The 24,127-nt window shown below is 68.0% G+C and carries 13 protein-coding genes and 1 pseudogene; 5 read left to right on the top strand and 9 right to left on the bottom strand.

From position 1 onward, the window contains the following. Positions 1-110: 110 nt before the first annotated feature. The 3 genes from KVT44_RS08970 to KVT44_RS08960 all read right to left on the bottom strand — a co-directional run bounded on the left by KVT44_RS08970 (position 111) and on the right by KVT44_RS08960 (position 4,039). On the bottom strand, positions 111-965 hold the full coding sequence (locus KVT44_RS08970; RefSeq protein WP_217566633.1) for a siderophore-interacting protein: 855 nt from the start codon (positions 963-965) through the stop codon (positions 111-113). 92 nt (positions 966-1,057) lie between these two features. Next, entirely contained in the window at positions 1,058-2,104 is a 1,047-nt protein-coding gene (locus KVT44_RS08965; protein WP_217566632.1) for an ABC transporter substrate-binding protein, read from the bottom strand. Between the two features lie 138 nt (positions 2,105-2,242). Next, complete coding sequence (locus KVT44_RS08960) at positions 2,243-4,039, bottom strand: tannase/feruloyl esterase family alpha/beta hydrolase (protein WP_217566631.1); 1,797 nt, start codon at positions 4,037-4,039, stop codon at positions 2,243-2,245. A 730-nt stretch (positions 4,040-4,769) separates the two neighbouring features. On the opposite strand from KVT44_RS08960, the gene KVT44_RS08955 reads away from it, so the two are divergent. From KVT44_RS08955 to KVT44_RS08945, 3 genes are all read left to right on the top strand, one after another. Further along, positions 4,770-8,363, top strand: coding sequence for a LamG-like jellyroll fold domain-containing protein (locus tag KVT44_RS08955; RefSeq protein WP_217566630.1), 3,594 nt, complete (start codon positions 4,770-4,772; stop codon positions 8,361-8,363). Between the two features lie 78 nt (positions 8,364-8,441). Beyond that, positions 8,442-14,993 carry a DddA-like double-stranded DNA deaminase toxin gene (locus KVT44_RS08950; RefSeq protein ID WP_217566629.1) on the top strand — a complete coding sequence of 2,184 codons (6,552 nt, stop codon included), beginning with the start codon at positions 8,442-8,444 and terminating at the stop codon, positions 14,991-14,993. Continuing rightward, complete coding sequence (locus KVT44_RS08945) at positions 14,950-15,495, top strand: Imm1 family immunity protein (protein WP_308313934.1); 546 nt, start codon at positions 14,950-14,952, stop codon at positions 15,493-15,495. The genes KVT44_RS08950 and KVT44_RS08945 overlap by 44 nt, the downstream gene beginning before the upstream one ends. A gap of 302 nt (positions 15,496-15,797) precedes the next feature. Here KVT44_RS08945 and KVT44_RS08940 read toward each other — a convergent pair whose 3' ends face one another. Beyond that, positions 15,798-15,986 (bottom strand): DUF397 domain-containing protein, encoded by a 189-nt coding sequence (locus KVT44_RS08940; protein WP_217566628.1) that lies wholly within the window; start codon positions 15,984-15,986, stop codon positions 15,798-15,800. 12 nt (positions 15,987-15,998) lie between these two features. Beyond that, complete coding sequence (locus KVT44_RS08935; RefSeq protein ID WP_217566627.1) at positions 15,999-16,853, bottom strand: helix-turn-helix transcriptional regulator; 855 nt, start codon at positions 16,851-16,853, stop codon at positions 15,999-16,001. A 224-nt stretch (positions 16,854-17,077) separates the two neighbouring features. On the opposite strand from KVT44_RS08935, the pseudogene KVT44_RS57870 reads away from it, so the two are divergent. Beyond that, positions 17,078-17,562 (top strand): annotated as a pseudogene (locus KVT44_RS57870) (ATP-binding protein). Between the two features lie 17 nt (positions 17,563-17,579). On the opposite strand, the gene KVT44_RS08930 reads toward KVT44_RS57870, so the two are convergent. From KVT44_RS08930 to KVT44_RS08915, 4 genes are read right to left on the bottom strand one after another with little or no spacing between them, the layout of a single operon-like run. Further along, positions 17,580-18,740, bottom strand: coding sequence for an acyl-CoA dehydrogenase family protein (locus KVT44_RS08930; protein WP_217566772.1), 1,161 nt, complete (start codon positions 18,738-18,740; stop codon positions 17,580-17,582). 11 nt (positions 18,741-18,751) lie between these two features. Then, complete coding sequence (locus KVT44_RS08925; protein WP_217566626.1) at positions 18,752-19,708, bottom strand: hydroxymethylglutaryl-CoA lyase; 957 nt, start codon at positions 19,706-19,708, stop codon at positions 18,752-18,754. Further along, entirely contained in the window at positions 19,705-21,771 is a 2,067-nt protein-coding gene (locus tag KVT44_RS08920) for an acetyl/propionyl/methylcrotonyl-CoA carboxylase subunit alpha (protein ID WP_217566625.1), read from the bottom strand. The genes KVT44_RS08925 and KVT44_RS08920 overlap by 4 nt, the downstream gene beginning before the upstream one ends. Positions 21,772-21,785: 14 nt before the next feature. Next, positions 21,786-23,402, bottom strand: a complete 1,617-nt coding sequence (locus tag KVT44_RS08915) for a carboxyl transferase domain-containing protein (RefSeq protein ID WP_075029220.1) — start codon at positions 23,400-23,402, stop codon at positions 21,786-21,788. A 98-nt stretch (positions 23,403-23,500) separates the two neighbouring features. Between KVT44_RS08915 and KVT44_RS08910 the strand changes: the two genes are divergently transcribed. Beyond that, positions 23,501-24,103, top strand: coding sequence for a TetR/AcrR family transcriptional regulator (locus tag KVT44_RS08910; RefSeq protein ID WP_054232883.1), 603 nt, complete (start codon positions 23,501-23,503; stop codon positions 24,101-24,103). Positions 24,104-24,127: the final 24 nt, after the last annotated feature.

Raw genomic sequence — 24,127 nt, 5'->3', positions numbered from 1 at the left:
GGGCGAGGGCTGGGCCGGGACGAAAGGAGGGGCGGGGTCCGGCTCGACTTAGGTTAGCCTAACCTAAGTCGATCTGCGACCCCGCCCCACCTGTGTCTTTTCGTGAACGGTCACTCCTGCTCGCGCAGTTGCTCCTCGGTCAGCCCGCGCCGCCAGTAGCCGACGAAGGTGACCCGCCTGCGGTCGATGCCGCGCTCGCGCACGAGATGACGGCGCATCTCCTTCACGCACCCGGACTCGCCCGCGATCCAGGCGTACGGGCTCTCGGTGGGCGGAAGTCGGGCGGCGCGTACGGCGTCGACGGCCATGGGGGCCCCGTCGTCGCGCACGAACCAGGTGATCTCCGCCTCGGCGGTGACCAGCAGGTCCTGGACGTCCTCGGCGTGCTGGACCTCCAGCCACGCCCGGACGCGGGTGCCGGCGGGCAGGGACTCGAGGATCGCGGAGGCGGCGGGCAGCGCGGTCTCGTCCGCCCACAGGACGACCAGGTCGGTGTCGGCGGGCGGGCGGAAGCGGATCGCCCGGTTGTCCTCGATCGCCGGGCCGAGCAGTACGACTCGGTCACCGGCCACCGCACGTGAGGCCCACTGGGACGCAGGACCCGCGGGGACCTCGGCGTCCGGCTCCACACCGTGCAGGACGAAGTCGATGTCGATCTCGCTGGTGCGGCCCCGGGCGTCCCGGCGCAGCGCCCGCAGCGTGTACGAGCGCATCACCGCCCGTTCGTCGTCGGGGAGTTCGCGCCAGCCCTGCCACCAGCCGTCGCCCAGCTCGTAGGGGACGGCCGGCTCGGTCTGGCCGGGGTGCGGCAGGAAGAGGGAGAGGCTCTGGTCTTGGCCGTGGGAGGCGAAGGCCACCAGGTCGTCGCCGGCGAAGGTGATCCGGACCAGCGACGGGCCGAGCCGCCTCGTCCGTACGACCTGGAGGGAGAAGAAACGGAACGGGGCGGCTATGGCCGTCGTCATGGGTGCTCCTGAGTCATCGTCAGGGGTTCACGTCTGGGTTCACTTCGCGGGTTCACTTCAGGGGTTCGCGGCAGGGGTTCACCGCGTGGGTGTCAGGCGACCTTCTTGGCCTTCTCGATCGCCTCGGCGAGGTTGTCGAGGAGCGGGGTGCACTTGTCGTACGACACGATCGGCTCGGGGGAGCGGGCGATGACCTGGCCGGCCTTGACCGCGGGCAGCTTCTTCCAGGTGGCCTCGGTGATGTCGGCCGGCTGGATGGTCGCGCTGCGGTCGTCCATGATGATGATGTCCGCCGGGTACTTGTCGACGTTCTCCCAGCTCAGGTTCTCGAACCAGCCGCCGCTGGCCTTCAGGGCCTTGGCGGAGGGCTCGACGATGTTCACGCCGAGCGCCTTGAAGTACTCCAGGTCGATGGAGAGGTTCGAGCCGGAGACGTAGAAGATGTCCTGGCTCGCGGAACCGGCGAGCACCTTGATCTCGGGGCGGGCCTTGGCCGCGGTGCGCAGCCGCTCGGCGGCCGTCTCGAACTTCTTCTTGGCCTCGGCGATCTTGGCGGACTTCTCGTCGGCGCCCAGCGACACGGCGAGCGCGAGCATGCGCTGCAACGACACGGGCATCTGGCGGTCGTAGACGGAGATGCCGACGCTCGGGGCGAGCTTGAGGATCTTCGCCTTGGACTCCTCGGGGACGTACCAGAGGGTGCCCGCGGAGTCGAACATGGTGGAGATCAGTACGTCGGGCGCGAGGGCCGCGTACTTCTCGATGTTGAACTGGCCCCACTCGTTGCCGAGGACGGTCAGCTTGCTGACGTCCATGTCGCCGGCCTGGACGTCGGCCTTGCCGTCCTTGGTCGTGGTCGGGCCGAAGACGCCCTTGACCTCGATGCCGTAGTCGTAGAGGGCGGCGGCGACACCGGTGAAGGCGACGATGTTCGCCGGGATCTTGTCCAGCTTCACCGTTGTGCCGCGGTCGTCCTTGAAGGTCCAGGGACCGGACTTGGCGGCGGCCTTCGTCGACTCCGAGCCACCGCTTTTGCCGTCGTCGTCGCCACAGGCGGCGAGGACGGCACCGAGACCGAGGGCGCCGCCGGCGGCGAGGATGCCGCGTCGGGTGAGGTGGGTGGCACGGGCGTTGGGCATGTGTGTGGCTGCTTTCGGCACGGGGCGGTAGCGCCCGCCGGACAAGTTCGAAGGTAGGTTAGCCTAACCTCACCACTTGTCCAGAGGGCGGGCGCCGTCCGCCCGGACCTGTGGGCCGCCCGTGTGCCGATCGGGCGGTCAGGCCTTGCCCTTGGACACCACCCACTTGCCGTGCACCCAGTTGCCGACGGTCTCGTAGCCGGAGCGGAAGGAACCGAGCCGGTTCAGCGTCAGGTTGGCCTCGGCGGTGGACCTGACGGGCGTGTAACTGCCCGCGTCGTCCGCCGGGCCGCCCGTGGTGTTCTCGGCGACGTAGGGGAAGGGATAGACGGGACGGGTGGCGGTGGTGCTCCCGCCGCTGTTCACGGACCTGGTCGTCAGGCTGCTCGGGGCCTCGCCCTTGGTGACCCAGTCGGTCATCGCGGTCAGTGCGTCGAAGGTGTCCGGGCCCTGGCCGCCGCCGCAGTGCGCGACGCCGGGCAGCAGGAACAGCCGGGCGAAGCTCTCCGTGGCCGCGCTGCCGCCCATGACCTTCTCAACCGCCTTGTAGTACGCCATGGTTCCGACCGCCGGGATGTGCTGGTCGCCCAGGCCGTGCCAGAGGATCAGCTTGCCGCCGGCCGCCTTGAACGCCTTCAGGTCCGGGTCGGTCGCGTCGTACATGCCCTCGTTGGGGGCCATGACCTTCTTGTAGTAGGCCGCGGTGAACTTGACGTCCTTGTACGTCAGCGTCGGCTGCGGACTGTCGAAGATCTGGTACCGGAGCGTCTCGCGGACGAAGTTGATGTCGCCGGAGGCTCCGGTGGCCGTGGCCGGCGTGATGATCCCGGCCCAGTTCAGCTCGGAGCCGCGCAGCTGGTAACCCGGGTACAGCAGCTTGCCGTTCTCGTCGGTCGGTCCCGCGTAGATCCGGCGCAGGGTGGTGACCTGGTCCGCGGTCAGGCAGTAGTCGGCGCTCGTGGAGGTCTGCCCGGCCGCGCACCGGATGGCCGCCGGGTCCCAGGTGCAGCTGAGCGGGTCGGCGATGATGCCGTCCGCGGGGGCGCCGCAGCCCTTGAGCACGGCCGCGTGGAGGTTCGCGAGGTCGGCGTTGGTGATCGTGGCCGGGCCGCCGCCGAGGTAGACGGACTGGGCGGTCCAGGCGTGCGAGAAGGTGTTCAGCGCGGTGAAGTTGTTGGCCGGGGCCCCGGCGATGATGCCGTCGAAGTCGGTCGGGTAGCGCTGGGCCTCCGTCAGGGCCTGGTGGCCGCCCTGCGAGCAGCCGTCGAAGTACGCGTGGTCGGCGGCCTGTCCGTAGTACCGCTCGATGACGGCCTTGGCCGCCTGGGCGAGCTGGTGGTCGGACTTGTAGCCGAAGTCGGCGCGCAGCGTCGGGTCGGTGGAGAACAGGCCGCCGCCCTGGTAGTGGCCCTCGTCGCTGGCGGCGACGGCGAAGGCGCCGCTGGTCAGCGGTACGCAGCCGGCCGAGGCGGGGGCGTTGCTCACGTTCACGTTGCCGCAGAGGCCGCCGCAGCCGACCTGGAGGTAGTTGGCCTGCCAGCCGGTCTCGGGCAGCTTCATCTCGAAGTGGATCTGCGGGGCGATCACGCCCTTCACGTCACAGGCCGCCCAGTTGCCCAGGGTGTTGCTGCCCGCGGCCAGCTCCGTGGCCGAGCTGATCTCGAAGGGCACGCCGGGGACGGCGGCGGCCAGGTCCAGTGAGGTGAGGCCGGCGCAGGACATGGCGGGCGCGATGCCGGAGGAGGTGGTGCTGGTCGTGGTGGCGACCTTGGCGGCGGAGGCACTGGTCGCGGCGGAGGCTTGCGCGCCGCCGGTCGCGCCGGTTGCGCCGGCTGCGAGTGCCACGCTCACGCCGGTCACGAGCGTCAGGGCGGTCGCGAGGGTGGCCATGAAGGTGGCCGACTTCCACCGACACCATCTGGACAGCGTGGCCATGCTCGGTCTCCATTCGTTGGGCGATCGACGGCTTGCGCGGAACGTGCGGGGTGATGCGGCGAGTACGCGGACGCAACGGTCGGCAGGCCGAGCGGACACCGCGGTGGGCCGCGCGGATCGGCTCGCGGCCGTGGCCAGTGGGGCGAGTGGGGGCACGGCGAAGCGCCCCTGACGGCTGGTCACCTCGACCCGCCGTCGACGGACCCCTCCCTCGCCTCCTTCCGCGACTCCGGCTTTGCGGGGGCGGTACGGCGAAGGAACGTAGCCCGGCGACAATCTCGGCGCAAGACATGTCGACGAGATTGTCGACGATTCTGTCCGAGATCTCGGCGAGATGCCGTTTCGTGAGACGGCGGCCTGAATGCCGTGATATAGAGCCCAACTTGACTTTTGTTGATTTCAGTCACGCAGTGAATTGAACAAGCCAATTGTGAAGTGAATATAGGGGGAAGTCAGGTCATATTAGACGACTGGAAATGTGTCCAAAGTCACTAAAGATTGACCAAGTCAAGTAATGACAATTTAACTCTGCGTATCCTGTAAGAATCTTGTGAGCGGAGTGGACACCGTGAATTCGGGGTGGGGAATCGGAGCGCCCATATGGAGGGTGCGAAGATCTCGTGGTGTGCTTCTGGGGGGCGTGGCCGCATCGTTGGTGCTGTCGGCGTTGCCCGTGCTGCCAGTCGAGACGGCTGCGGCGGTAGCTGCCGCAGGTGTGTTACCGGGTGTAGTGGACGAGCCGACCGCGCTGGCCCAAGCGAAAGCTTCTGGCGAGCCGGTGGAGGTGACGGCGGACCGTACCGAGTACTCGACGACGCGCGCCAATCCGGACGGTTCGTTCAAGCTGACGCAGGCGACCACGCCTCAGCGTGTGAAGAACAGTGACGGGACCTGGGGCACCGTCGACCCCACGCTGGAGCGTCGACCTGATGGCCGTATCGCCCCTACCGGCACGGTGGTTGACCTGTCCTTCTCTGGCGGTGGTCCGGGCTCGGACATGCTCCACCTCGCCAAGGACGGCCGTTCGATCACTCTGGGGTGGGCGGGTTCGCTGCCTCAGCCGACACTGGACGGCGCAACGGCCACCTATCCCAATGTCATCAACGGGGTGGACCTCCAACTGACGGCCACCGCGGAGGGCTACCGCGAAGTACTCGTCGTCAAGACGCCTGAGGCTGCCCAAGACCCAGCGCTCGAGCAGGTCCAGCTCGCGGCTTCGGGGGACGGGTTGACCGTGATACCCGGCGCCGGTGGCGGCCTTCGGGCCGTCGACGAGGACGGTAACGCGGTCTTCCGTGGACCCGCTGGGCAGATGTGGGACTCCGCCGGTGGCGTCGAGGCGGGCCCACAAACTCAACTCTTGTCGTCCCATGCAGACGTACCCGCGAACGGGGCACCGCAGGACGACCCCTCGCAGCCCGGGGACGGCGATGCCAGCGCGGTACTGCCGGTCAAGGTGAACGACGGCACTGTCGCCGTGCACCCTGACCTGGCTTTGCTGCGTGGCCAACAGACGGTCTACCCGGTCTATATCGACCCCTCCGTCGGCCTGGGTGTCTCGGAGCGCACAAAGCTCTCCTCCGACGGCGACAAGTTCTGGATGTTCGACGGGGACAAAGGCGTCGGCAAGTGCGGAACCGCCGACGGCTACTACTGCGGTGGTGGCTATGTCGACCGTATGTACTTCGAGTTCGCGCCCACCAAGCTGGCCGGCAAGTACGTACTCGACGCGACCTTCCGCGCCCGGGAGACATGGTCGTTCAACTGCGATCCGCACTGGACCGACCTGGTGCGCACGGACAACATTTCCGAGGGCACCCGGTGGCCCGGACCCAAGCAACTCGACCTGATGGGTGACCGCTACGTCTCGGCGGGACGAGGCTCTCTGTGCAGCCCGGACCAGCCCGATGCGTGGATTGAGTTCAACGACAACCCTGATGAGCCGGACGAGAACCTGAAGAACACCGTCCGCTCCTTCGCCGACGGCAAGATCAGCCGGCTGACGCTGATGCTGCGGGCCAAGGATGAGAGCGATCCGCGCGCCTGGAAGCGGTTCGACGACAACGCCGAACTGCAGGTCACGTTCGCCTACAAGCCCGGCGTGCCCACGGACGTCGGTCTCATCCCGGGCAACGGCACCACCGCCTACTGCAAGAAGTCCACCGATCCGCTCATCGTGACGCGCAAGGATCCGATGGTGCAGGCCCGGGTGCAGACCTTGGCGGAGGCCCACAAGGGCAGCGAAGAGGGCTCCCTTCAGGCCGAGTACATCATCGAGCGCGGTGACGACTCACCCTGGCACGAAGCGTGGACCGGCTACATGCCAAACCCCGGCTGGCACCCCGACGAGACCCTGGAGAAGCTGCGCACCAACGACCGTGCTGACGGGGGCCTCTATCGCTACAAGGCGCGGACGCAGTCGCACTGGTCCTACGACGGCAAGAGCGGTGACCTCTGGTCCTCCTATAGCTCCTGGTGCTACTTCAAGATCGACTCGCTGGCCCCGAAGATGCCCCGTATCACTGCCGGATCCCCCTACATCGAGTGCGGCACGCTCTGCGACGGCAAGGGAGGCCCGGGTGTGCCCGGTTCCTTCACCTTCCAGCCCAACGCAGCCGACATCGACGCCGCCGGGCACACCGACGTCAAGGCCTATGAGTGGAAGCTGCTCTCCACGCCGGCCCGGCAGGTAACTGGTGGCCTCAAAGCCGACGTCGAGGATGTGACACCTCCGCTTTCAGGCACCCAGGTTCTCTCGGTACGGGCCAAGGACGTCTACGACCGGTGGGGTACGCCCGCGGAGTTCATTTTCAAGGTGGCTCCGGCCGAAGGCACGGTGGGCCGCTGGCACTTCGATGGCGGGGCACCCGGCTCCGGGGTGACGGTGGCGAAGGACACCGCCACCGAGGGAACCCGGCATGACGCCACGCTGCAGACCGCAGGTGCGGGCTGGTCCACTCTGGCGCGCCGCGGCGACGCCGACTACTCACTATGGCTCAATGACGGCTCGGACGACACACTGCGCTCGGGTTACGCCGCTACCGCAGTCCCTGCCGTGAACACCAAGGACTCCTTCACCGTTTCGGCGTGGGTCTACCTGACGGACGCCTCGCAGAACCGTGTGGTGCTGTCGGCGCCTGGCACGTACGGGTCGGCGTTCACGCTCTACTACTCCACGAGCTATAAGAAGTGGGTTTTCAACCGCACCGCCGCGGACGTCAAGGACAGCCCGGTCTACCTGCGGTCGATCGCTGACGCCGGGCCGCCGCCGCTGAATGCGTGGACACACCTGGCAGCCGTATTCGACACAGGAAAGGACACGGACAAGACGAACGACACCATCCAGCTCTTCGTCAACGGCCGCCCACAGGGCAAGCCGGTGGTGTTGAACTCGTTGTCCACCGCATATCAGCCGTGGACGTCCTCGGTCGGTCTGCAGTTCGGCCGCTCCCTGGTCGGCGGCGCCTATGGGGAGAACTTCCGCGGGCGCGTCGACGAGGTTTCCGTGTGGCAGTACGCCCTGAAGCCCGAGCAGATCGCCGCGGAGGCGCAACTCCTGCAGGACGGCGTTGCAGCCAACGAACTCGTGGCGTACTGGGACGCCACCTCCTCGACCGGCAACCAAGTCAAGGAGCTGTCGCCCTACCCCGCACCAGCGCTGTCGCTGTCACCGACGGGGGCCGTGCTCGACGAGGAGAACAACTCCCTTGTCCTGGACGGAACGTCGGGTTACGCCTCGGCGATCGGCCCGGTGACTGACGAGACCGGCTCGTTCACCGTGTCGGCGCACGTGAGGCTGAACTCGTTGCAGCTGGCGTCCAAGCCAGTGGGCTATCAGGCCCAGGTGGCGGGACAGGCGATCGGGGGTGAGTCCTCTTGGGCGCTGTGGGTGGTCAAGCCCGCCACCGGCATCTACCAGTGGAAGTTCACCCGCACCGCCGTCGGGACGGATGGCAAGGTCACCCAGAGCGCGGAGGTGGCTGCCGGCGATGTCGCCGAAACGGACACCGGGGTTGACGTCACCGGCATCTTCGATGCGCAGGAGGGGTGGCAGTGGACCGACCCGGGCGATCCGTCCAGGACCGAGGAGCGGTTGGGGCAACTGCACCTGTACGTGGGCGGGTTCGAGCAGCCGGGTGAGGACAGGTCCGGGTTCTCCGCGCTCCAGCAGGGCACCGGAGCGCTGTCCGTAGGCCGCGGCGCCGCGGCCGGATCCACGGGCTACTACCTGCCTGGAGCCCTGGATTCCCTGAGGGTCTGGACCGGAGCCCTGACTGCCGACCAGGTCCGCTCGCAGGTCCTGGCCACCCCAGACAACATCTGAGTCCAAGTTCTTCTTTCTCTCACCCAATCCAATGGCACGCGCCGGGCTCAAGGCTGCCCGCGTGCAGGAAGAAGTCACATGAACCCCTTCGGCATACCACGGCCTGGACCGGGCCGCGGTGGCGGAACAAGAAGACGCTGGTCCCGCCGCATAGCCGCGGCCACCGGACTGGCCTTGGTTCCCGGCCTTCTCACTCCCGTCGCCTTCGCGACGGATGCTGATCCGCTGGGCGACCCCGGACTGAAGGCGCCACGCGCCGCCAAGGTCAGCCCGTTCACCGCCGAGGTGAACAAGAAGGCCGCCGACACGGTGAAGAAGTCCGCCGCGGCGGATCAGGCCGCGGCAGCGCGGGCCCGCCGTGATCAGCAGCAGCGGACCACTTGGCCCACTTCGGGCAGGACGTCCCTGAAGGTTCCGGCGAAGGGCACGGCCAAGGCGGCCCCGGGTGCCCTGCCCGTCACTGTGGCCAAGCCCGCCAAGGGCAAGGCGGCCGCGTCTCTGACGGTGCAGGTGCTGGACCAGAAGGCGGCGCAGTCGCTCGGTGTCAAGGGCGTCGTCCTGAAGGTCACCGGCCCCAAGGGCGGTGGAAAGGCGCACCTCGGCCTGGACTACTCGGCCTTCGCCTCGGCCTACGGCGGGGACTGGGCCGGGCGCTTGCAACTCTCCCGGCTGCCGGACTGCGCGCTGGATGATCCGGCGAAGGCCAAGTGCCGCAAGCGCACCGATCTCGACTCCAGCAACGACCGTGCGAACGACCGAATCTCGGCACCGCTGAGTCTTGCGTCCAACGGAGCGCCGATGATGTTGGCGCTCGCGGCCGGTACCGGCGCCAAGTCGGGCAGCGGTGACTACAAGGCGACCCCGCTGTCCGCTTCGTCGACCTGGGAGGCAGGGGGTTCGTCGGGCACGTTCACGTGGTCGTATCCGCTGCGAGTGCCGCCCGCCGCAGCGGGTTCCGAGCCCGCCCTGTCGATCTCGTACGACTCTGGCAGTGTCGACGGGCGTACCGCGAACACGAACAACCAGGGCAGCCAGATCGGTGAGGGCTTCGACCTGACCTCGTCGTTCATCGAGCGCAAGTACGGCTCGTGCGACGACGACGGGCAGAGCGAGAAGTACGACCTGTGCTGGAAGTACGACAACGCGTCGTTGGTGCTGAACGGCAAGGCGACCGAGCTGGTCAAGGACGACACCACGGGCAAGTGGCGGCTGAAGAACGACGACGCCTCCACGGTCACCCACTCCACCGGCGCGGACAACAACGACGACAACGGTGAGTACTGGACGGTCGTCACGGGCGACGGCACGAAGTACGTCTTCGGCCTGAACAAGCTCGATGGCGCGGGCGCCGACGACCGCACCGAGTCGGTGTGGACCGTGCCAGTGTTCGGGGACGATGCGGGGGAGCCCGGTTACTCCGACGGGACCAGCTTCTCCGGCCGGGACAAGAAGCAGGCCTGGCGCTGGAACCTCGACTATGTCGAGGACACTCACGGCAACGCGATGTCGTACTGGTACACGGCCGAGCACAACAACTACGACAAGCTCGGCGATGACAACACCGGTACCGACTACGTCCGCGGTGGCTACCTGAAGGAGATCCGTTACGGCCAGCGCGCCGGCGCGCTGTTCTCCGGCTCGCCCGCCGCGTCCGACAAGGTGGTGTTCTCCTACTCCGAGCGCTGCCTGGCCTCCGGGACCGGCTGCGACTCGCTGACGAAGGACACTCGGGACAACTGGCCCGACGTACCGTTCGACACCATCTGCAAGGACGGCGACAAGTGCACGGGCAACGTCGGTCCGTCGTTCTTCACGCGTAAGCGCTTGACCACCATCACCACCTCCGCGTGGAACGCGGCGGCCTCGACGCCAGGCTTCGAGGCCGTGGACGTCTGGGCGCTCAAGCAGCTGTACCTGGATCCCGGCGACACGGGTGACTCGACCGATCAGTCGCTGTGGCTGGACGAGATCAAGCACACGGGCAAGCGCGGGACAGATCTATCCCTGGACCCCGTCAGGTTCACGCACGAGATGCGCTCCAACCGCGTCGACGGTGCGGCCGACGACATCCTGCCGCTCAACAGACCCCGTCTGAAGAGCGTCATCTCCGAGACCGGCGCCAAGACCATCGTCACCTACGCGGACGCCGACTGCGTCGCGGGCCAGACCATGCCCAAGGTCGACGAGAACACCAAGCGCTGCTACCCCGTCTACTGGTCCCCCAACGGGGAGAAGGACCCGATTCTCGACTGGTTCCAGAAGTATCCGGTCACCTCGGTTTCCTCCACCGATACATACGGCGGCTCGGAGGACGTGCAGCACACCTACCAGTACTCCGGTGGCGGTGCCTGGCACTACAACGAGGACCCGATGACTCCCGCCAAGGAGCGCACCTGGTCCATCTGGCGCGGCTACGGGAAGGTCACCCACCTCACGGGCAATTCCGGGCGCACGCAGAGCAAGACCGTCACCGTGTACATGCGGGGCATGAACGGTGACCGTGTCCTGGGCTCGGACGGGAAGACCCCGGACGCGGACGCCCGTAAGCCGGTGAAGGTCTCGGGCATCAAAGCCGCCGACATCACCGACTCGGACGAGTACGCGGGATTCACCCGCGAATCGGCCACCTACGACGGTGACACCGAGGTCTCGGGCACAATCAGCGACCCCTGGTCGAAGCGGACGGCGACCCAGCACAAGTCGTACGCGGACACCGAGGCGTACTACGTGCGCACGGTGGCCACTCACGCCCGTACGCACATCACCAGCAAGCTCACCCCGTACGACCGGGTGCGCACGGTGAAGACCACCTACGACGACTACGGCATGGCCGACACCGTCGAAGACCAGGGTGACGACGCGGTCAGTGACGACGAGAAGTGCACCCGCACCTGGTACGCCCGAAACGACGACAAGGGTCTCAACTCCCTTGTCTCCCGCACCCGTACCGTCGCCAAGACCTGTGCCACCGCCGACTCGGCGCTCGACCTGCCCGCGGACTCGTCGCGTCCGGGCAACGTCATCTCCGACACGGCGACGATCTACGACGACACCGCGGCCACCGTCTGGTCCCCGAGCCAGAAGCCGACCAAGGGCGATGCGGTCTGGACGGGCCGGGCCAAGGGCTACGGCAGCGATGACACTCCGGCCTGGCAGAAGATCGCGACGAGCTCCTACGACACTCTGGGCCGTCTGCGTGTGGTCAAGGACGCCAACGGCCGGCTTGTCGCCGACACCACATACGTTCCGGTCGACGCAGGACCGCTGACCTCCAACAGCGCCAGCAACTTCAAGGGGTACACGACCACCAGTGCGGTGGACTTCGCCACTGGTGCGACGGTGAAGAGCACCGACCCCAACAACAAGGTCACAGAATCCGAGTACGACAGCCTCGGGCGTGTCACCAAGGTGTGGCTGCCCAACCGCCTCACGGTCCTGAAGAAGACCCCGAACTACGTCTACGACTACAAGATCACAAGCTCGGCCATGTCCTGGGTGTCCACCGGCGCCCTCAAGGGCGACGGTTCCGGCTACAACACGAGCTACACCTTCTACGACTCGCTGCTGCGTACCCGGCAGACCCAGTCCCCGACCCCGCAGGGTGGTCGGCTCATCTCCCTGGGCCTGTACGACTCGCGAGGGCTGGCCATCACCCAGCAGTCCGACATCTGGGACAGCACCTCGACGCCGGCGTCCACGCCGGTCGAAACCTCCGAGGGTCAGGCCCCGATCCAGACGGACACGACCTACGACGGCGCCGAGCGTGCGATCAAGGCGGTGACCAAGGTCCACAGCGCGACCCGGTGGACCACCGAGACCACGTACACCGGTGACACGGTGTCCACGAGCGCTCCGGCAGGCGGTCAGGCTACGGCGGTGGTCGCCAACGCCCTGGGCCAGACAACGGAACGCCGTGAGTACGCGGGCCCCAAGCCGACCGGTACTGCTTACACCACGACCAGCTACACCTACCGGCCGAGCGGCCAGCAGGAAGCGATCACCGGTCCCGATCAGTCCAAGTGGTCCTACGAGTACGACCTGTTCGGACGCCAGACCGCGGCCGTCGATCCGGACAAGGGCAGGGCGGCGACCGAGTACAACGTCCTCGACCAGGTCACGAAGACCGTCGACGCCAACAAGGCGAACAACACACTCCTGTACGAGTACGACGATCTCGGCCGCAGGACCGGCATGTGGCAAACCGACAAGACGGATGCCAACAAGCTCGCGGCCTGGGGCTTCGACGCCCTGGCCAAGGGACAGCAAGACACCGCCACGCGCTATGACGGTGGGGTCGCCGGCAAGGCGTACACCCAGAAGGTCACGTCGTACGACAACCTCTACCAGGTCACGGGAAGCCAGCTACTCCTGCCTGAGACCGATCCGCTGGTGACCGCAGGCGTGCCGAAGACGCTGTCGTTCACCACCAGTTACAACCTGGACGGCACCGTGGATCAGTCCGCCGCACCGGCGGTGGCCGGCCTCGCGGCGGAGACGGTCAAGTACGGCTACAACTCCACCGGCCAGCAGCTCACCTCGAAGGGGACCACGGGCTATCTCCAGGGAGCCGAGTTCTCTCCGCAGGGCGACCTGGCCAAGCTCGCCCTGGGCATGGACGGGGGTGATTCGGCGAAGAAGGCCTATCTCATCTGGCTCTACGAAGAAGGCACCCGCCGTCTTACCCGGGCCCAGGTGACGGACGACGTTCACAGCTACCCGGTCCAGGACCTGAACTTCAAGCAGGACGACGCGGGCAACGTCACGTCCATCTTCGACACCACCACTCAGGGCGGCACCGCCAAGGCCGACTACCAGTGCTTCGCCTACGACGGCTACAGCCGCATGACCGAGGCCTGGACGCCGAAGAGCGCGGACTGTGCCGCGACGGGCCGCGCGATGTCCAACATCGACGGCGCGGCTCCGTACTGGACGTCCTACACGTACAACGCAGGTGGTCAGCGTCAGACGGAAACGCAGCACGCGACATCGGGTGACAAGACCACCACGTACAAGTACGACGACACCACGGACAACAAGCCCCACACGCTGGACAAGACGACGGGGGCCACGACCGGCAGTTACGTCTACGACAACACGGGCAACACCATCACCCGTCCGGGCCCCGCGGCTCAGCAGACGCTGGCCTGGAACACCGAGGGCAAGCTGGCGGGGCTCACCGAGGGCACGAAGGAGACCAGCTACCTCTACGACGCCAACGGCGAACTGCTGATCCGGCGGGCGAAAGGCGACGGGGACACGGTCCTCTACCTCGGCGGCGGCACCGAGGCGCGACTGACGGTCAAGGGGACGACGAGGACGCTGTCGGGCACCCGGTACTACGCGGCCAACGGCCAGACCATCGCCTGCCGTACCGCGGTCTCGGGCACCACGGGCACGAAGCTCAGCTTCCTGGCCGGGGACCATCACGGCACGTCGAGCGTGGCCCTGGACGCGAGCACGTACGCGATCACGAAGCGCTACAGCTCGCCGTTCGGCGGATCGCGCGGTACGAAGGCGACCACCTGGCCCGACGACAAGGCCTTCCTCGGCAAGCCGGCCGACGCATCGACGGCCCTGACGCATGTCGGCGCCCGCGAGTACGACCCGTCGATCGGCCAGTTCATCAGCGTCGACCCGGTCCTCTCGATCGACCAGCACCAGTCCCTCAACGGCTACAGCTACGCGGGAAACAGCCCCGTCACCCAGTCCGATCCCACAGGTCTGCAATACCCCGCTGACCAGGGCAGCAGCGGCGGTGCGAATGGCACCGGGTGCTACTTCGTCCTCCAGGACCCGTGCGGCGGTGTCACCACCAAGCCTGGCGGTAGCGGCGGTGCGGGCGGTAGCGGTTGCTACTACGTGCTCACTGATGCTTGTGGGAGCTCTGGAGGTGGCGGTGGTGGCGGAACATCGCACACCAACAGTACTGGGGATACCAGCAGCGGCAACGCTGATTGTTGGCCAATTTACACCTGCGGCGCGCAGAAGGGACCGGCCGACAGCGTCAACAATATGGGTAACGGTGGCCCCAATATCCCTTCGTTTTGGGATAACATCGTCGATTCTGTTTCTCAGAGTCCACTCGCAGCTCTCTTGTCGGGAGACTTCTCCGAGACGTTGAGCAGGTTGACGGGAGAGGGCTGTGTTCCCGATGCGAGCGGTATGTGCCCGCCCCTTGTCGGGACATTCGATGGGGTTCCCTTGCGCGGGGGGCTCGAAACCGGATTGTCTCAAGCGGCGTCTGATCTAGCAGGTGCCCGACTGACGACGGGGAGGATGTTTGACGCGGATGGTAAGGTGCTTCGCGCAGACATCACGAGCGGCTCCGGAGATTTGCAGCAGAGAGTCCATGAAATTCTCGAAGCTTCTCCGAATATTCGCCCCTTGAGAAATAAGGGTGACAAGTTCTGGTCTGAGGAGCATGTAGAGACGCAGTTTGCCGCATGGATGCGTGACAAGAAAGTCACCAACGCGCATGTCTACATCAATCAAAATTACATATGCGGTGGTCCGCACGGTTGTCAGCTGGCAGCCCGGGCCATCCTTCCACGAGGGTCGACCATGACGGTGCACTATCCTGGGATGAGTGAACCGCGCGTTTTTAAGGGAGTGGCACGGGTTGATCCTTAACATCCTCTTTCGCGGAGACTATCTCTACGCGGACAGCGAGTCTGAGATGCCGGCGCTAATCGCTTACGTTATGGAAAATCTCCGCGGTGAGAGAAATGACGTAGACTGGATTAGCGCTGGCGATGATGCCGTCTTCAGCCTGGCTCATGCGCGTTATACCAACGATACGTTCGACTGGTGGCCGGACAACTACCTCCATGTCGCGGCTAATCCGTCGAACGGGTATGGCGGGCTGATCTGGTATGTCAGCGCTGAGCGCGCCGAGAGAGTTCAAGATGGAATCTCAGAGCACACCTGGGTATCGGATAATCCGAACCCGCCCAAGTTCGACCCTCGTGTCGTCCGCGATCCCAGCTTTCCGAGGTTCCATGATCCCCGGAGTGCCATCCCGGTCCCGCTGATCCGAGAGGCTGTCGAGGAGTTTTGTGGAGTCGGAACAGGGGATCGTCCAACGTGCGTTAAATGGGTTCACAGTGACACCCACGGAGCGAGGATCGATTAGCCGGAGTTTTTGACGTCTTCGGACGCAGGGCGCCGTACAGGGCGAAGTAGGACTCTGGGCGGGGAAGTCGCACGTTGCGTTGCGGCGTCCCCGCCCCTCTCTGTCGGCGTGGGGGCGACCTCTTCTCAACCGGTCGGCGCCCAGGCGCCAGCAGGCTGCGATGCGACGGTCGCTCGAGCGGCTGGCGAGAGGAGCTGCCTCACGCTGCGCGCTTGGTCCTCCCGCAGTCCCCGAACTTCCCCGGCACTCGGTGTCTGGTCGGGGTCATGTTTCTCGGGGTCCTAGGCCGGCGCGGATTGCGCCTACTGATGCTTGGTCGCCGTCTTGAGGGCCTGTATCAGGGACTTGAGGGCGGCAGGGGCGGTCGTGAGGATGGTTTCGGGCTCGTCGCTTTCACGGAGGTGGATCGTGCCGGTGAAAGTGGCGGCGACGTAGACGCAGTTTGAACTGTCCCCGCTGTACGTGGACTTCTGCCAGTGGATGCTGTGCACGGCTGGTCTCCTTCAGGCGTCCCGGATGAGGCGGTGGATGAAGTCGCGTGACCTGACGGGATCGAGCGCGCAGGACTCCATGTGATCCAGTACAGAACGGTACTTACCCAGCTGTGCCTCCGCGTCCAGGAATCCACAGCCGCCGTGGTGCGTGTCCAACTGGACGGTGTCGAGTTGCGGAACGGGCCCCTCGACATAGTCGAAGGACTGGCCGGTGCTCGGGAAGTAGTCCGCACCGAAGGGGATCACCCTGACGCCGACATGGGCGAGTTCGCCCATGTCGAGCAGGTGCATGAGCTGCCCACGGGCGACGGCGGGGCCACCGAAGCCCATGCGGAGGGCCGACTCGTGGATGATCGCCGAGTACGGGGGTGGGCTCTCGCGGTGCAGGATTCCCTGCCGCTTGATGCGGTGGGTCAGTCGGTGCTCGATCTCGTACTGCCGCATGGGCGGGACCACAGACCGGAACAGGGCGCGTGCGTGATCAGTGGTCTGCAGGAGCGCCGGGATGTGGATCGCGAGCGCCACGCGCAACCCTGTTGCGTGGTGCTCCAGTTCGGCAAGGTCGACCAATGCGGCGGGCAGGTGTTCCCGGTACGTCTCCCACCAGCCGCGCGTCCGCCGCCCCGTCATCGCGGCCAAGGCATCGACGAGCCGATCGTCCGAGCAGTCGTACGCGCGTGCCATGGAGCGGACGCGGTCGGCGCTGACGGGTGTGCGGCCGGTCTCGATCATGCTGACGCGAGCCTGGTTGACGCCGAGCAGCTCGGCCGCCCCGGTTGCGGTGAGCCCGGCCCGTTCGCGGAGCTTGCGCAGTTCCGCGCCGAATCTTCGCTGCCGCAGGGTGGGGCTGCTGGTGGGCGGCAAAGCCTCTCCTTCCCGGCCGCGACGCGGCGTTCCTCTCCCTCACACGAGTGAAGGTTGGATTCTTTGAGTAGGAACGGTTAGAGGTATCTAACCCCCTGCTCTACGGTGGTCACGTACCGCTCAACTGCCCGCGCCCCTAAGCCGGAAGCGCACCAACCCAGGCATTGCCGCCGCACGGCGCCGACGCTGAGCGTGCCCAAGCCCTTTCCTCCCCGGAGGTGTTCATGGTCACCGTATCCCCGCCCGATACCTGGGTGTACGCCCTTCGACTGCCCCCTGACCCTCGCGCCGCACGCGTCGCACGTATGACCGTGCGGGCCGCGCTCGACGGGCATGGCATGCGCGAAGTCCTCGACGTGGTCGAGCTGTTGACGTCCGAATTGGTCACCAATGCGTACCGGCACACGAAGGGGCCCGCCTCCCTGCGGTTGACCGCGTTGGGGGGCGGGCGGTTACGGGTGGGGGTGTGGGACAGCAGCCCACATATCCCCGCGCCCTTCGATCAGTCGCCCGGCAGTCGGGTCGCTCCCGCCCCGGCGGACGCCAGGGGGGGCGAGGGCTGCTCCGCGTGCAGGAATGCGCGGACTCGTGGGGTGGCTGGGCGCTCGGTGACGACCTCCTGGGGCGGGGTGCTGGGAAGCTGCTGTGGTTCGAGGTGGGCGGTGACGGGGCGGCGGTTCGGCGATCCATCGCCGACGTCGGCGTATGAATGCCCGACTCAGCCCATCAGCCCGTCAGCCCCAGCTCCCTCGCGATCAGCATCCGCTGTACCTCGCTCGTGCCCTCGCCGATCTCCAGGATCTTGGAGTCGCGCCACATGCGGGCCACCGGGTACTCGTTCATGAAGCCGTAGCCGCCGTGGATCTGGGTGGCGTCGCGGGCGTTGTCGACGGCGATGGTGGAGGAGTAGAGCTTGGCGATCGCCGCCTCCTTCTTGAAGGGCTCGCCCGCGACGAGGCGGGACGCGGCGTCGCGCCAGCCGACGCGGGCCATGTGGGCCTTCATCTCCATGTCGGCGATCTTGAACTGGATGGCCTGGTTCGCGCCGATCGGGCGTCCGAACGCGTGCCGCTCCTTGGCGTACTTCACCGACTCGTCGACGCAGCCCTGCGCGAGCCCGGTCGCCAGGGCCGCGATGGCGATACGGCCCTCGTCCAGGATGCGCAGGAACTGGGCGTAGCCGCGGCCCTCCTCGCCGAGCAGGTTCGCGGCCGGGACGCGGACGTCGGCGAAGGACAGCTCACGGGTGTCGGAGGCGTTCCAGCCGACCTTCGAGTACGGGGCGGCGACCGTGAAGCCGGGGGTGCCGGACGGGACGATGATCGCGGAGATCAGCGGCTTGCCGTCGGACGTGCGACCGGTGACCGCGGTGACCGTGACCAGGCCCGTGATGTCCGTGCCGGAGTTGGTGATGAAGCACTTGCTGCCGTTGATGACCCATTCGTTCGTGTCCGGGTCGAGACGGGCGGTCGTGCGGGTCGCGCCGGCGTCCGAGCCGCCGTCCGGCTCCGTCAGGCCGAAGGCGCCGAGGATCTCGCCGGAGCAGAGACGGGGGAGCCACTCCCGCTTCTGGGCCTCCGTGCCGAAGAGGTGGATCGGCATCGCGCCGAGCGAGACGCCCGCCTCCAGGGTGATGGCGACGGAGGAGTCCACCCGGGCGAGCTCCTCCAGGGCGATCCCGAGGGCGAGATAGTCGCCGCCCATGCCGCCGTACTCCTCGGGGAAGGGCAGTCCGAACAGGCCCATGCGGCCCATCTCCCGCACGATCTCGTACGGGAACTCGTGCCGCTCGTAGAAGTCGCCGATCTTCGGGGCCACGACGTCGTGGGCGAACTCCTCGACCGTACGGCGGAGTTCTTCGAGTTCGGGGGAGAGACGGTGGTCCAGGGACATGGGGATCATTCCTTGTGGGAGAGGGCTTTGACCGTGCGGGACGGGCTGGGTCGGCCCAGTCGCTCGGCCATCCACACGCTGGTGGCGGTGAGGCGGGCGAGGTCGACACCGGTGTCGATGCCGAGGCCCTGGAGCATCCATACGAGGTCTTCGGTGGCGAGGTTGCCGGTGGCGGACTTGGCGTAGGGGCAGCCGCCGAGGCCGCCCGCGGAGGCGTCGACGGTGGTGACGCCGTGCTGGAGGGCGGCCAGGGTGTTGGCGAGCGCCTGGCCGTAGGTGTCGTGGAAGTGCACACCGAGCGCGCTGGTCGGCACGCCCTCCTCGTTCAGCTCGGCGAGGAGGCTCTGCACATGGCCCGGCGTCGCCACGCCGATCGTGTCGCCGAGGCTCAGTTCGTCGCAGCCCATGTCCATCAGGGCCTTGCAGACGCGTACGACCTGGTGGATGGGGACGGGCCCCTCCCAGGGGTCGCCAAAACACATCGAGATATAGCTGCGGACGTGCACCTTGTCCGCCTTGGCCCGGGACACCACCGGCTCGAACATGGCCAGGGACTCGTCGACGGTCCGATTGAGGTTCGCCTTCGCGAAGGACTCCGTCGCGCTGGCGAAGAGTGCGACATGGCGGGCGCCGAGAGCCAGCGCCCGGTCCAGACCCCGTTCGTTGGGCACGAGGACCGGGAGGCGCACCCCCGAGGACCTGCCCAGGTCGCTCACGAGCGGGAACAGCTGCTCCGCGTCCGCCAGTTGGGGCACCCACTTGGGGTGGACGAAGCTGGTGGCCTCGATGGTGGTCAGGCCCGAGTCCGCGAGGCGCCGGACGAACTCGGCCTTGACCTCCGTCGGCACGGTCGCCTTCTCGTTCTGCAGCCCGTCACGCGCGCCGACCTCGTAGATCCGCACCCGCGCGGGCAGGTCCGGGGCCGGTACGACCATGGGGAGGCCGAGTTCGGGGGTGCTCATGTCGTCTCCTCGGACGGTGTCGTCTCCTCGTACGGCGTGATCACGGCCAGCACCTGGTCCATGGCGACCGTGGTGCCCGGAGTGACGTCCAACTCGCTGACGGTCCCGGCGTGCGGGGCGGAGATGACGTGCTCCATCTTCATCGCCTCGACCACCAACAGGCTCTGTCCCGCGGCCACTTCGTCGCCCACGGCCACCTTCACGACGGTCACCGTGCCGGGCATGGGCGCGGTGAGCGAGTCCACCCCAGCGTGCGCCGCGCCGGTGAGGGAGGCGGCCACGGGGTCGTGGTCGCGCACGTGCCAGGCGTCACCCTCGCGGCCGAGCCAGGTGCCGTCCGGCAGGGCGGCGAAGGTGTGGGTGACGCCGTCGAGCCGGAAGGTGAACCGGGACGCGGTGGGCCCGCCGACGGGCACGGGGAGGGTTCCCCGGAGGGGCCGCTCCTCGCCGTCGAGCAGCAGCTCGACGCCGCCGTCCGCCGCGCGGCGCACGCGGACGGTCACCGGATCGTGTCCCGGCAGCCGCAGGTGGTGAGCCGTCCAGGCAGGCTCGCCGCCCAGGCGCCAGCCGTCCGGCACGGAGAACGGATCGACCCAGCCGGTGGCTTCGGAGGCCCCGAAGGCCACCGGGGCCCCGGAAGCCCGGGGGCCGAGGGCCGCCTGGCGCAGCAGCGCCGCCGACGCGTACACCTCCGCCGGGACCGGCCGCGCGGCGAGTTCGTCCGCCTCCCGCTCCACCAGCCCCGTGTCCAAGTCTCCCGCCACCACGGCCGGATGGGCCAGCAGGCGTCGCAGGAACCCGGCGTTGGTCTGCACGCCGAGCGTGACCGTCTCCGCGAGGGCGGCGCGCAGCTTCCGCAGCGCGGTCGCGCGGTCCGGCCCGTACGCGATGACCTTGGACAGCATCGGGTCGTAGAGCGAACCGACCTCCGTGCCCTCGCTCAGCCCCGAGTCGGTGCGCACTCCGTCGCCCTGGGGTTCGTGCAGGGCGAGCACCGTGCCGCCGGACGGCAGGAAGCCGCGTGCGGGGTCCTCGGCGCAGATGCGTGCCTCCACCGCGTGCCCGGTGAGGGTGATGTCCTCCTGCCCGTACGGCAGTCGCTCGCCCGCGGCGACCCGCAGCTGCCACTCCACCAGGTCGAGCCCCGTGATCAGTTCGGTGACCGGGTGCTCCACCTGGAGGCGGGTGTTCATCTCCATGAAGTAGTACGACGACGGGTCGGAGCCGGGGACGATGAACTCGACCGTGCCCGCGCCCTCGTACCCGCAGGAGCGGGCCGCCTGGACGGCCGCCTCGCCCATCGCGGCGCGGGTGCCGGCGTCGAGGAGCACGCTCGGCGCCTCTTCGATGATCTTCTGGTGGCGGCGCTGGAGGGAGCACTCGCGCTCGCCCAGGTGGACGACGTTGCCGTGGCCGTCGGCCAGGACCTGGATCTCGATGTGCCGGGGGCGGTCGACCCAGCGTTCGACGAGGAGGGTGTCGTCGCCGAAGGAGGCGCGGGCCTCGCGGCGGGCGGCGGCGATCTCCTCGCCCAGCGCCGACGCGTCCCGCACCAGCCGCATGCCCTTGCCGCCACCGCCCGCCGACGGCTTGAGCAGCACGGGCATGCCGATCTCCCGTGCGGCCCCGGCCAGCTGAGCGTCCGTGAGGCCGCTGCCGGACGAGCCTGGGACGACCGGAACCCCGGCCGCCTTCACCGTCTCCTTGGCGCGGATCTTGTCGCCCATCAGCGCGATCGCGTCCGCGGGCGGGCCGATGAAGACGAGCCCGGCCTCGGCGCACGCGCGCGCGAACGAGGCGTTCTCGGCGAGGAAGCCGTACCCGGGGTGCACCGCCTGGGCGCCGGTGCGAGCGGCGGCTTCGAGGAGTCGCTCCACCGACAGATAGCTCTCGGCGGCCGGCGCCGGACCGATCCGTACCGCCGTGTCCGCCTCGCGCACGTGCCGGGCGTCGGCGTCCGCGTCGGAGAAGACGGCGACCGAGCGCACGCCGAGCGCGCGCAGGGTGCGGATGACGCGTACGGCGATCTCGCCCCGGTTGGCCACAAGGACTGTGTCGAACATCTCGGGCACCCTCATCACATCCGGAAGACGCCGAACTGGGGGTCACCCAGTGGCGCGTTGGCGCAGGCGGTCAGTGCGAGCCCCAGCACCTGCCGGGTCTCCAGCGGGTCGATCACGCCGTCGTCCCAGAGGCGGGCCGTCGCGTAGTAGGCGCTGCCCTGCCGCTCGTACTGGGCGCGGATCGGGGCCTTGAAGGCGTCCTCGTCCTCGGCGGGCCAGGAGTCCCCGCGCGCCTCCAGTTGGTCGCGCTTGACGGTCGCGAGGACGGACGCGGCCTGCTCGCCGCCCATCACGGAGATCTTGGCGCCGGGCCACATCCACAGGAAGCGCGGCGAGTACGCCCGGCCGCACATCGAGTAGTTGCCCGCGCCGTACGAACCGCCGATCACCACGGTCAGCTTGGGCACGCGGGTGCAGGCGACGGCCGTGACCATCTTGGCGCCGTGCTTGGCGATGCCACCGGCCTCGTACTGACGCCCCACCATGAAGCCCGAGATGTTCTGCAGGAACACCAGGGGGATGCCGCGCTGGTCGCACAGCTCGATGAAGTGGGCGCCCTTCTGGGCGGACTCGGAGAACAGGATGCCGTTGTTGGCGACGATCCCGACCGGGTGTCCGTGGATGCGCGCGAAGCCCGTGACCAGGGTCTGCCCGAACTCCGCCTTGAACTCGGCGAAGCGCGAACCGTCCACCACGCGCGCGATGACCTCGCGTACGTCGTAGGGGGTGCGGGAGTCGACGGGCACCGCGCCGTAGAGCCCGTACGGATCCACCTTGGGCTCGACGGACTGCTCGACCGCCCAGGGGAGGGGCCCGCGCGCGGGGAGCGTGGCCGCGATGTTCCGTACGATCCGCAGCGCGTGCGCGTCGTCCTCCGCGAGGTGGTCGGTGACGCCCGACACACGCGCGTGGACCTCGCCGCCGCCCAGCTCCTCGGCGGTGACGACCTCGCCGGTGGCGGCCTTCACCAACGGGGGCCCGCCGAGGAAGATCGTGCCCTGATTGCGCACGATCACGGCCTCGTCGCTCATCGCCGGGACATACGCGCCGCCGGCCGTGCACGACCCGAGGACCGCGGCGATCTGCGGGATCCCCGCCCCCGACATCCGCGCCTGGTTGTAGAAGATCCGCCCGAAGTGCTCGCGGTCCGGGAAGACCTCGTCCTGCATGGGCAGGAAGGCGCCTCCGGAGTCGACGAGATAGACACAGGGGAGGCGGTTCTCGAGCGCCACCTCCTGTGCCCGCAGGTGCTTCTTCACGGTCATCGGGTAGTACGTGCCGCCCTTGACGGTGGCGTCGTTGGCGACGATCACGCACTCGCGGCCGCTGACCCTGCCGATCCCGGCGATCACCCCCGCGGCCGGGGCCTGCCCGTCGTACATCCCGTGGGCGGCCAGCGGGGCCAGCTCCAGGAAGGGCGAGCCCGGGTCGAGGAGCGTGTCCACGCGCTCGCGCGGGAGCAGCTTCCCGCGCGCGGTGTGGCGCTCCCGGGCCCGCTCACCGCCCCCGAGGCGTGCTTCGGCGAGCTTGGCGCGCAGCTCCTCGCCGAGGGCGCGATGGGCCGCCTCGTTGGCCCGCCAGGCCTCCGACGCGGGATCTGCCGCGCTCGTCAGCTCCGGTGCTTCGTGCATGTCCCGCGGTCCCCTCACCAGTGGTCCACCAGTTAATGAGCGTTAACGCATGTCGTCCAGGTTAACGACCGCTAACCTCCCTGTCTAGAATTGCTTCCATGGCCACCAGAACCGACGCCCCCACCCGACGCGAGCAGATCCTCCGGGAGGCTGCCCGGCTCTTCGCCGAGCGCGGCTTCCACGGCGTCGGGGTGGACGAGATAGGAGCGGCGGTCGGCATCAGCGGCCCCGGTCTGTACCGGCACTTCGCGGGCAAGGACGCGATGCTCGCCGAGCTGCTGGTGGGGATCAGCGGGCAGCTGCTCACCGGCGGCAAGCGCCGGGTGGCGGAGGCCGACGGGGGTGCGGAGGCGGTCCTCGACTCGCTCGTCGAGGGGCACATCGACTTCGCGCTCGACGACCGTCCCCTGATCACCCTGCACGACCGCGAGCTGGACCGCCTGCGGGACAGCGACCGCAAGCTCGTACGACAGTTGCAGCGGCAGTACGTCGAGCTGTGGGTGGAGGTCGTCCGCGAGGTGTATCCGGCCCTCACCGAACCCACCGCCCGCTCGGCGGTGCACTCGGTCTTCGGCCTCCTGAACTCGACACCCCACCTCGGGCGGCCGGGGGCGCTGCCGGGGCGCGGCGTGACGGCGGCCCTGCTGCACCGGATGGCGCGGGGCGCCTTCGCGGCGGCGGCCGGGGACGCCGCTCTTTGATACGGGTCTTTGATACGGGCAATT

It is taken from the genome of Streptomyces sp. GbtcB7 (assembly GCF_019091445.1).
GTDB lineage: Bacteria > Actinomycetota > Actinomycetes > Streptomycetales > Streptomycetaceae > Streptomyces > Streptomyces mirabilis.
Note: the sequence above shows the minus strand (reverse complement) of the source record. Positions and strands in the feature narration are given on the sequence as shown.

Bases quoted from the DNA above. Each gene is read 5' to 3' on its own strand.
- KVT44_RS08910 (WP_054232883.1), top strand. From the start codon at position 23,501: ATGGCCACCAGAACCGACGCCCCCACCCGACGCGAGCAGATCCTCCGG.
- KVT44_RS08960 (WP_217566631.1), bottom strand. From the start codon at position 4,039: ATGGCCACGCTGTCCAGATGGTGTCGGTGGAAGTCGGCCACCTTCATG.
- KVT44_RS08920 (WP_217566625.1), bottom strand. From the start codon at position 21,771: ATGTTCGACACAGTCCTTGTGGCCAACCGGGGCGAGATCGCCGTACGC.
- KVT44_RS08950 (WP_217566629.1), top strand. From the start codon at position 8,442: ATGAACCCCTTCGGCATACCACGGCCTGGACCGGGCCGCGGTGGCGGA.
- KVT44_RS08970 (WP_217566633.1), bottom strand. From the start codon at position 965: ATGACGACGGCCATAGCCGCCCCGTTCCGTTTCTTCTCCCTCCAGGTC.
- KVT44_RS08915 (WP_075029220.1), bottom strand. From the start codon at position 23,402: ATGCACGAAGCACCGGAGCTGACGAGCGCGGCAGATCCCGCGTCGGAG.
- KVT44_RS08965 (WP_217566632.1), bottom strand. From the start codon at position 2,104: ATGCCCAACGCCCGTGCCACCCACCTCACCCGACGCGGCATCCTCGCC.
- KVT44_RS08925 (WP_217566626.1), bottom strand. From the start codon at position 19,708: ATGAGCACCCCCGAACTCGGCCTCCCCATGGTCGTACCGGCCCCGGAC.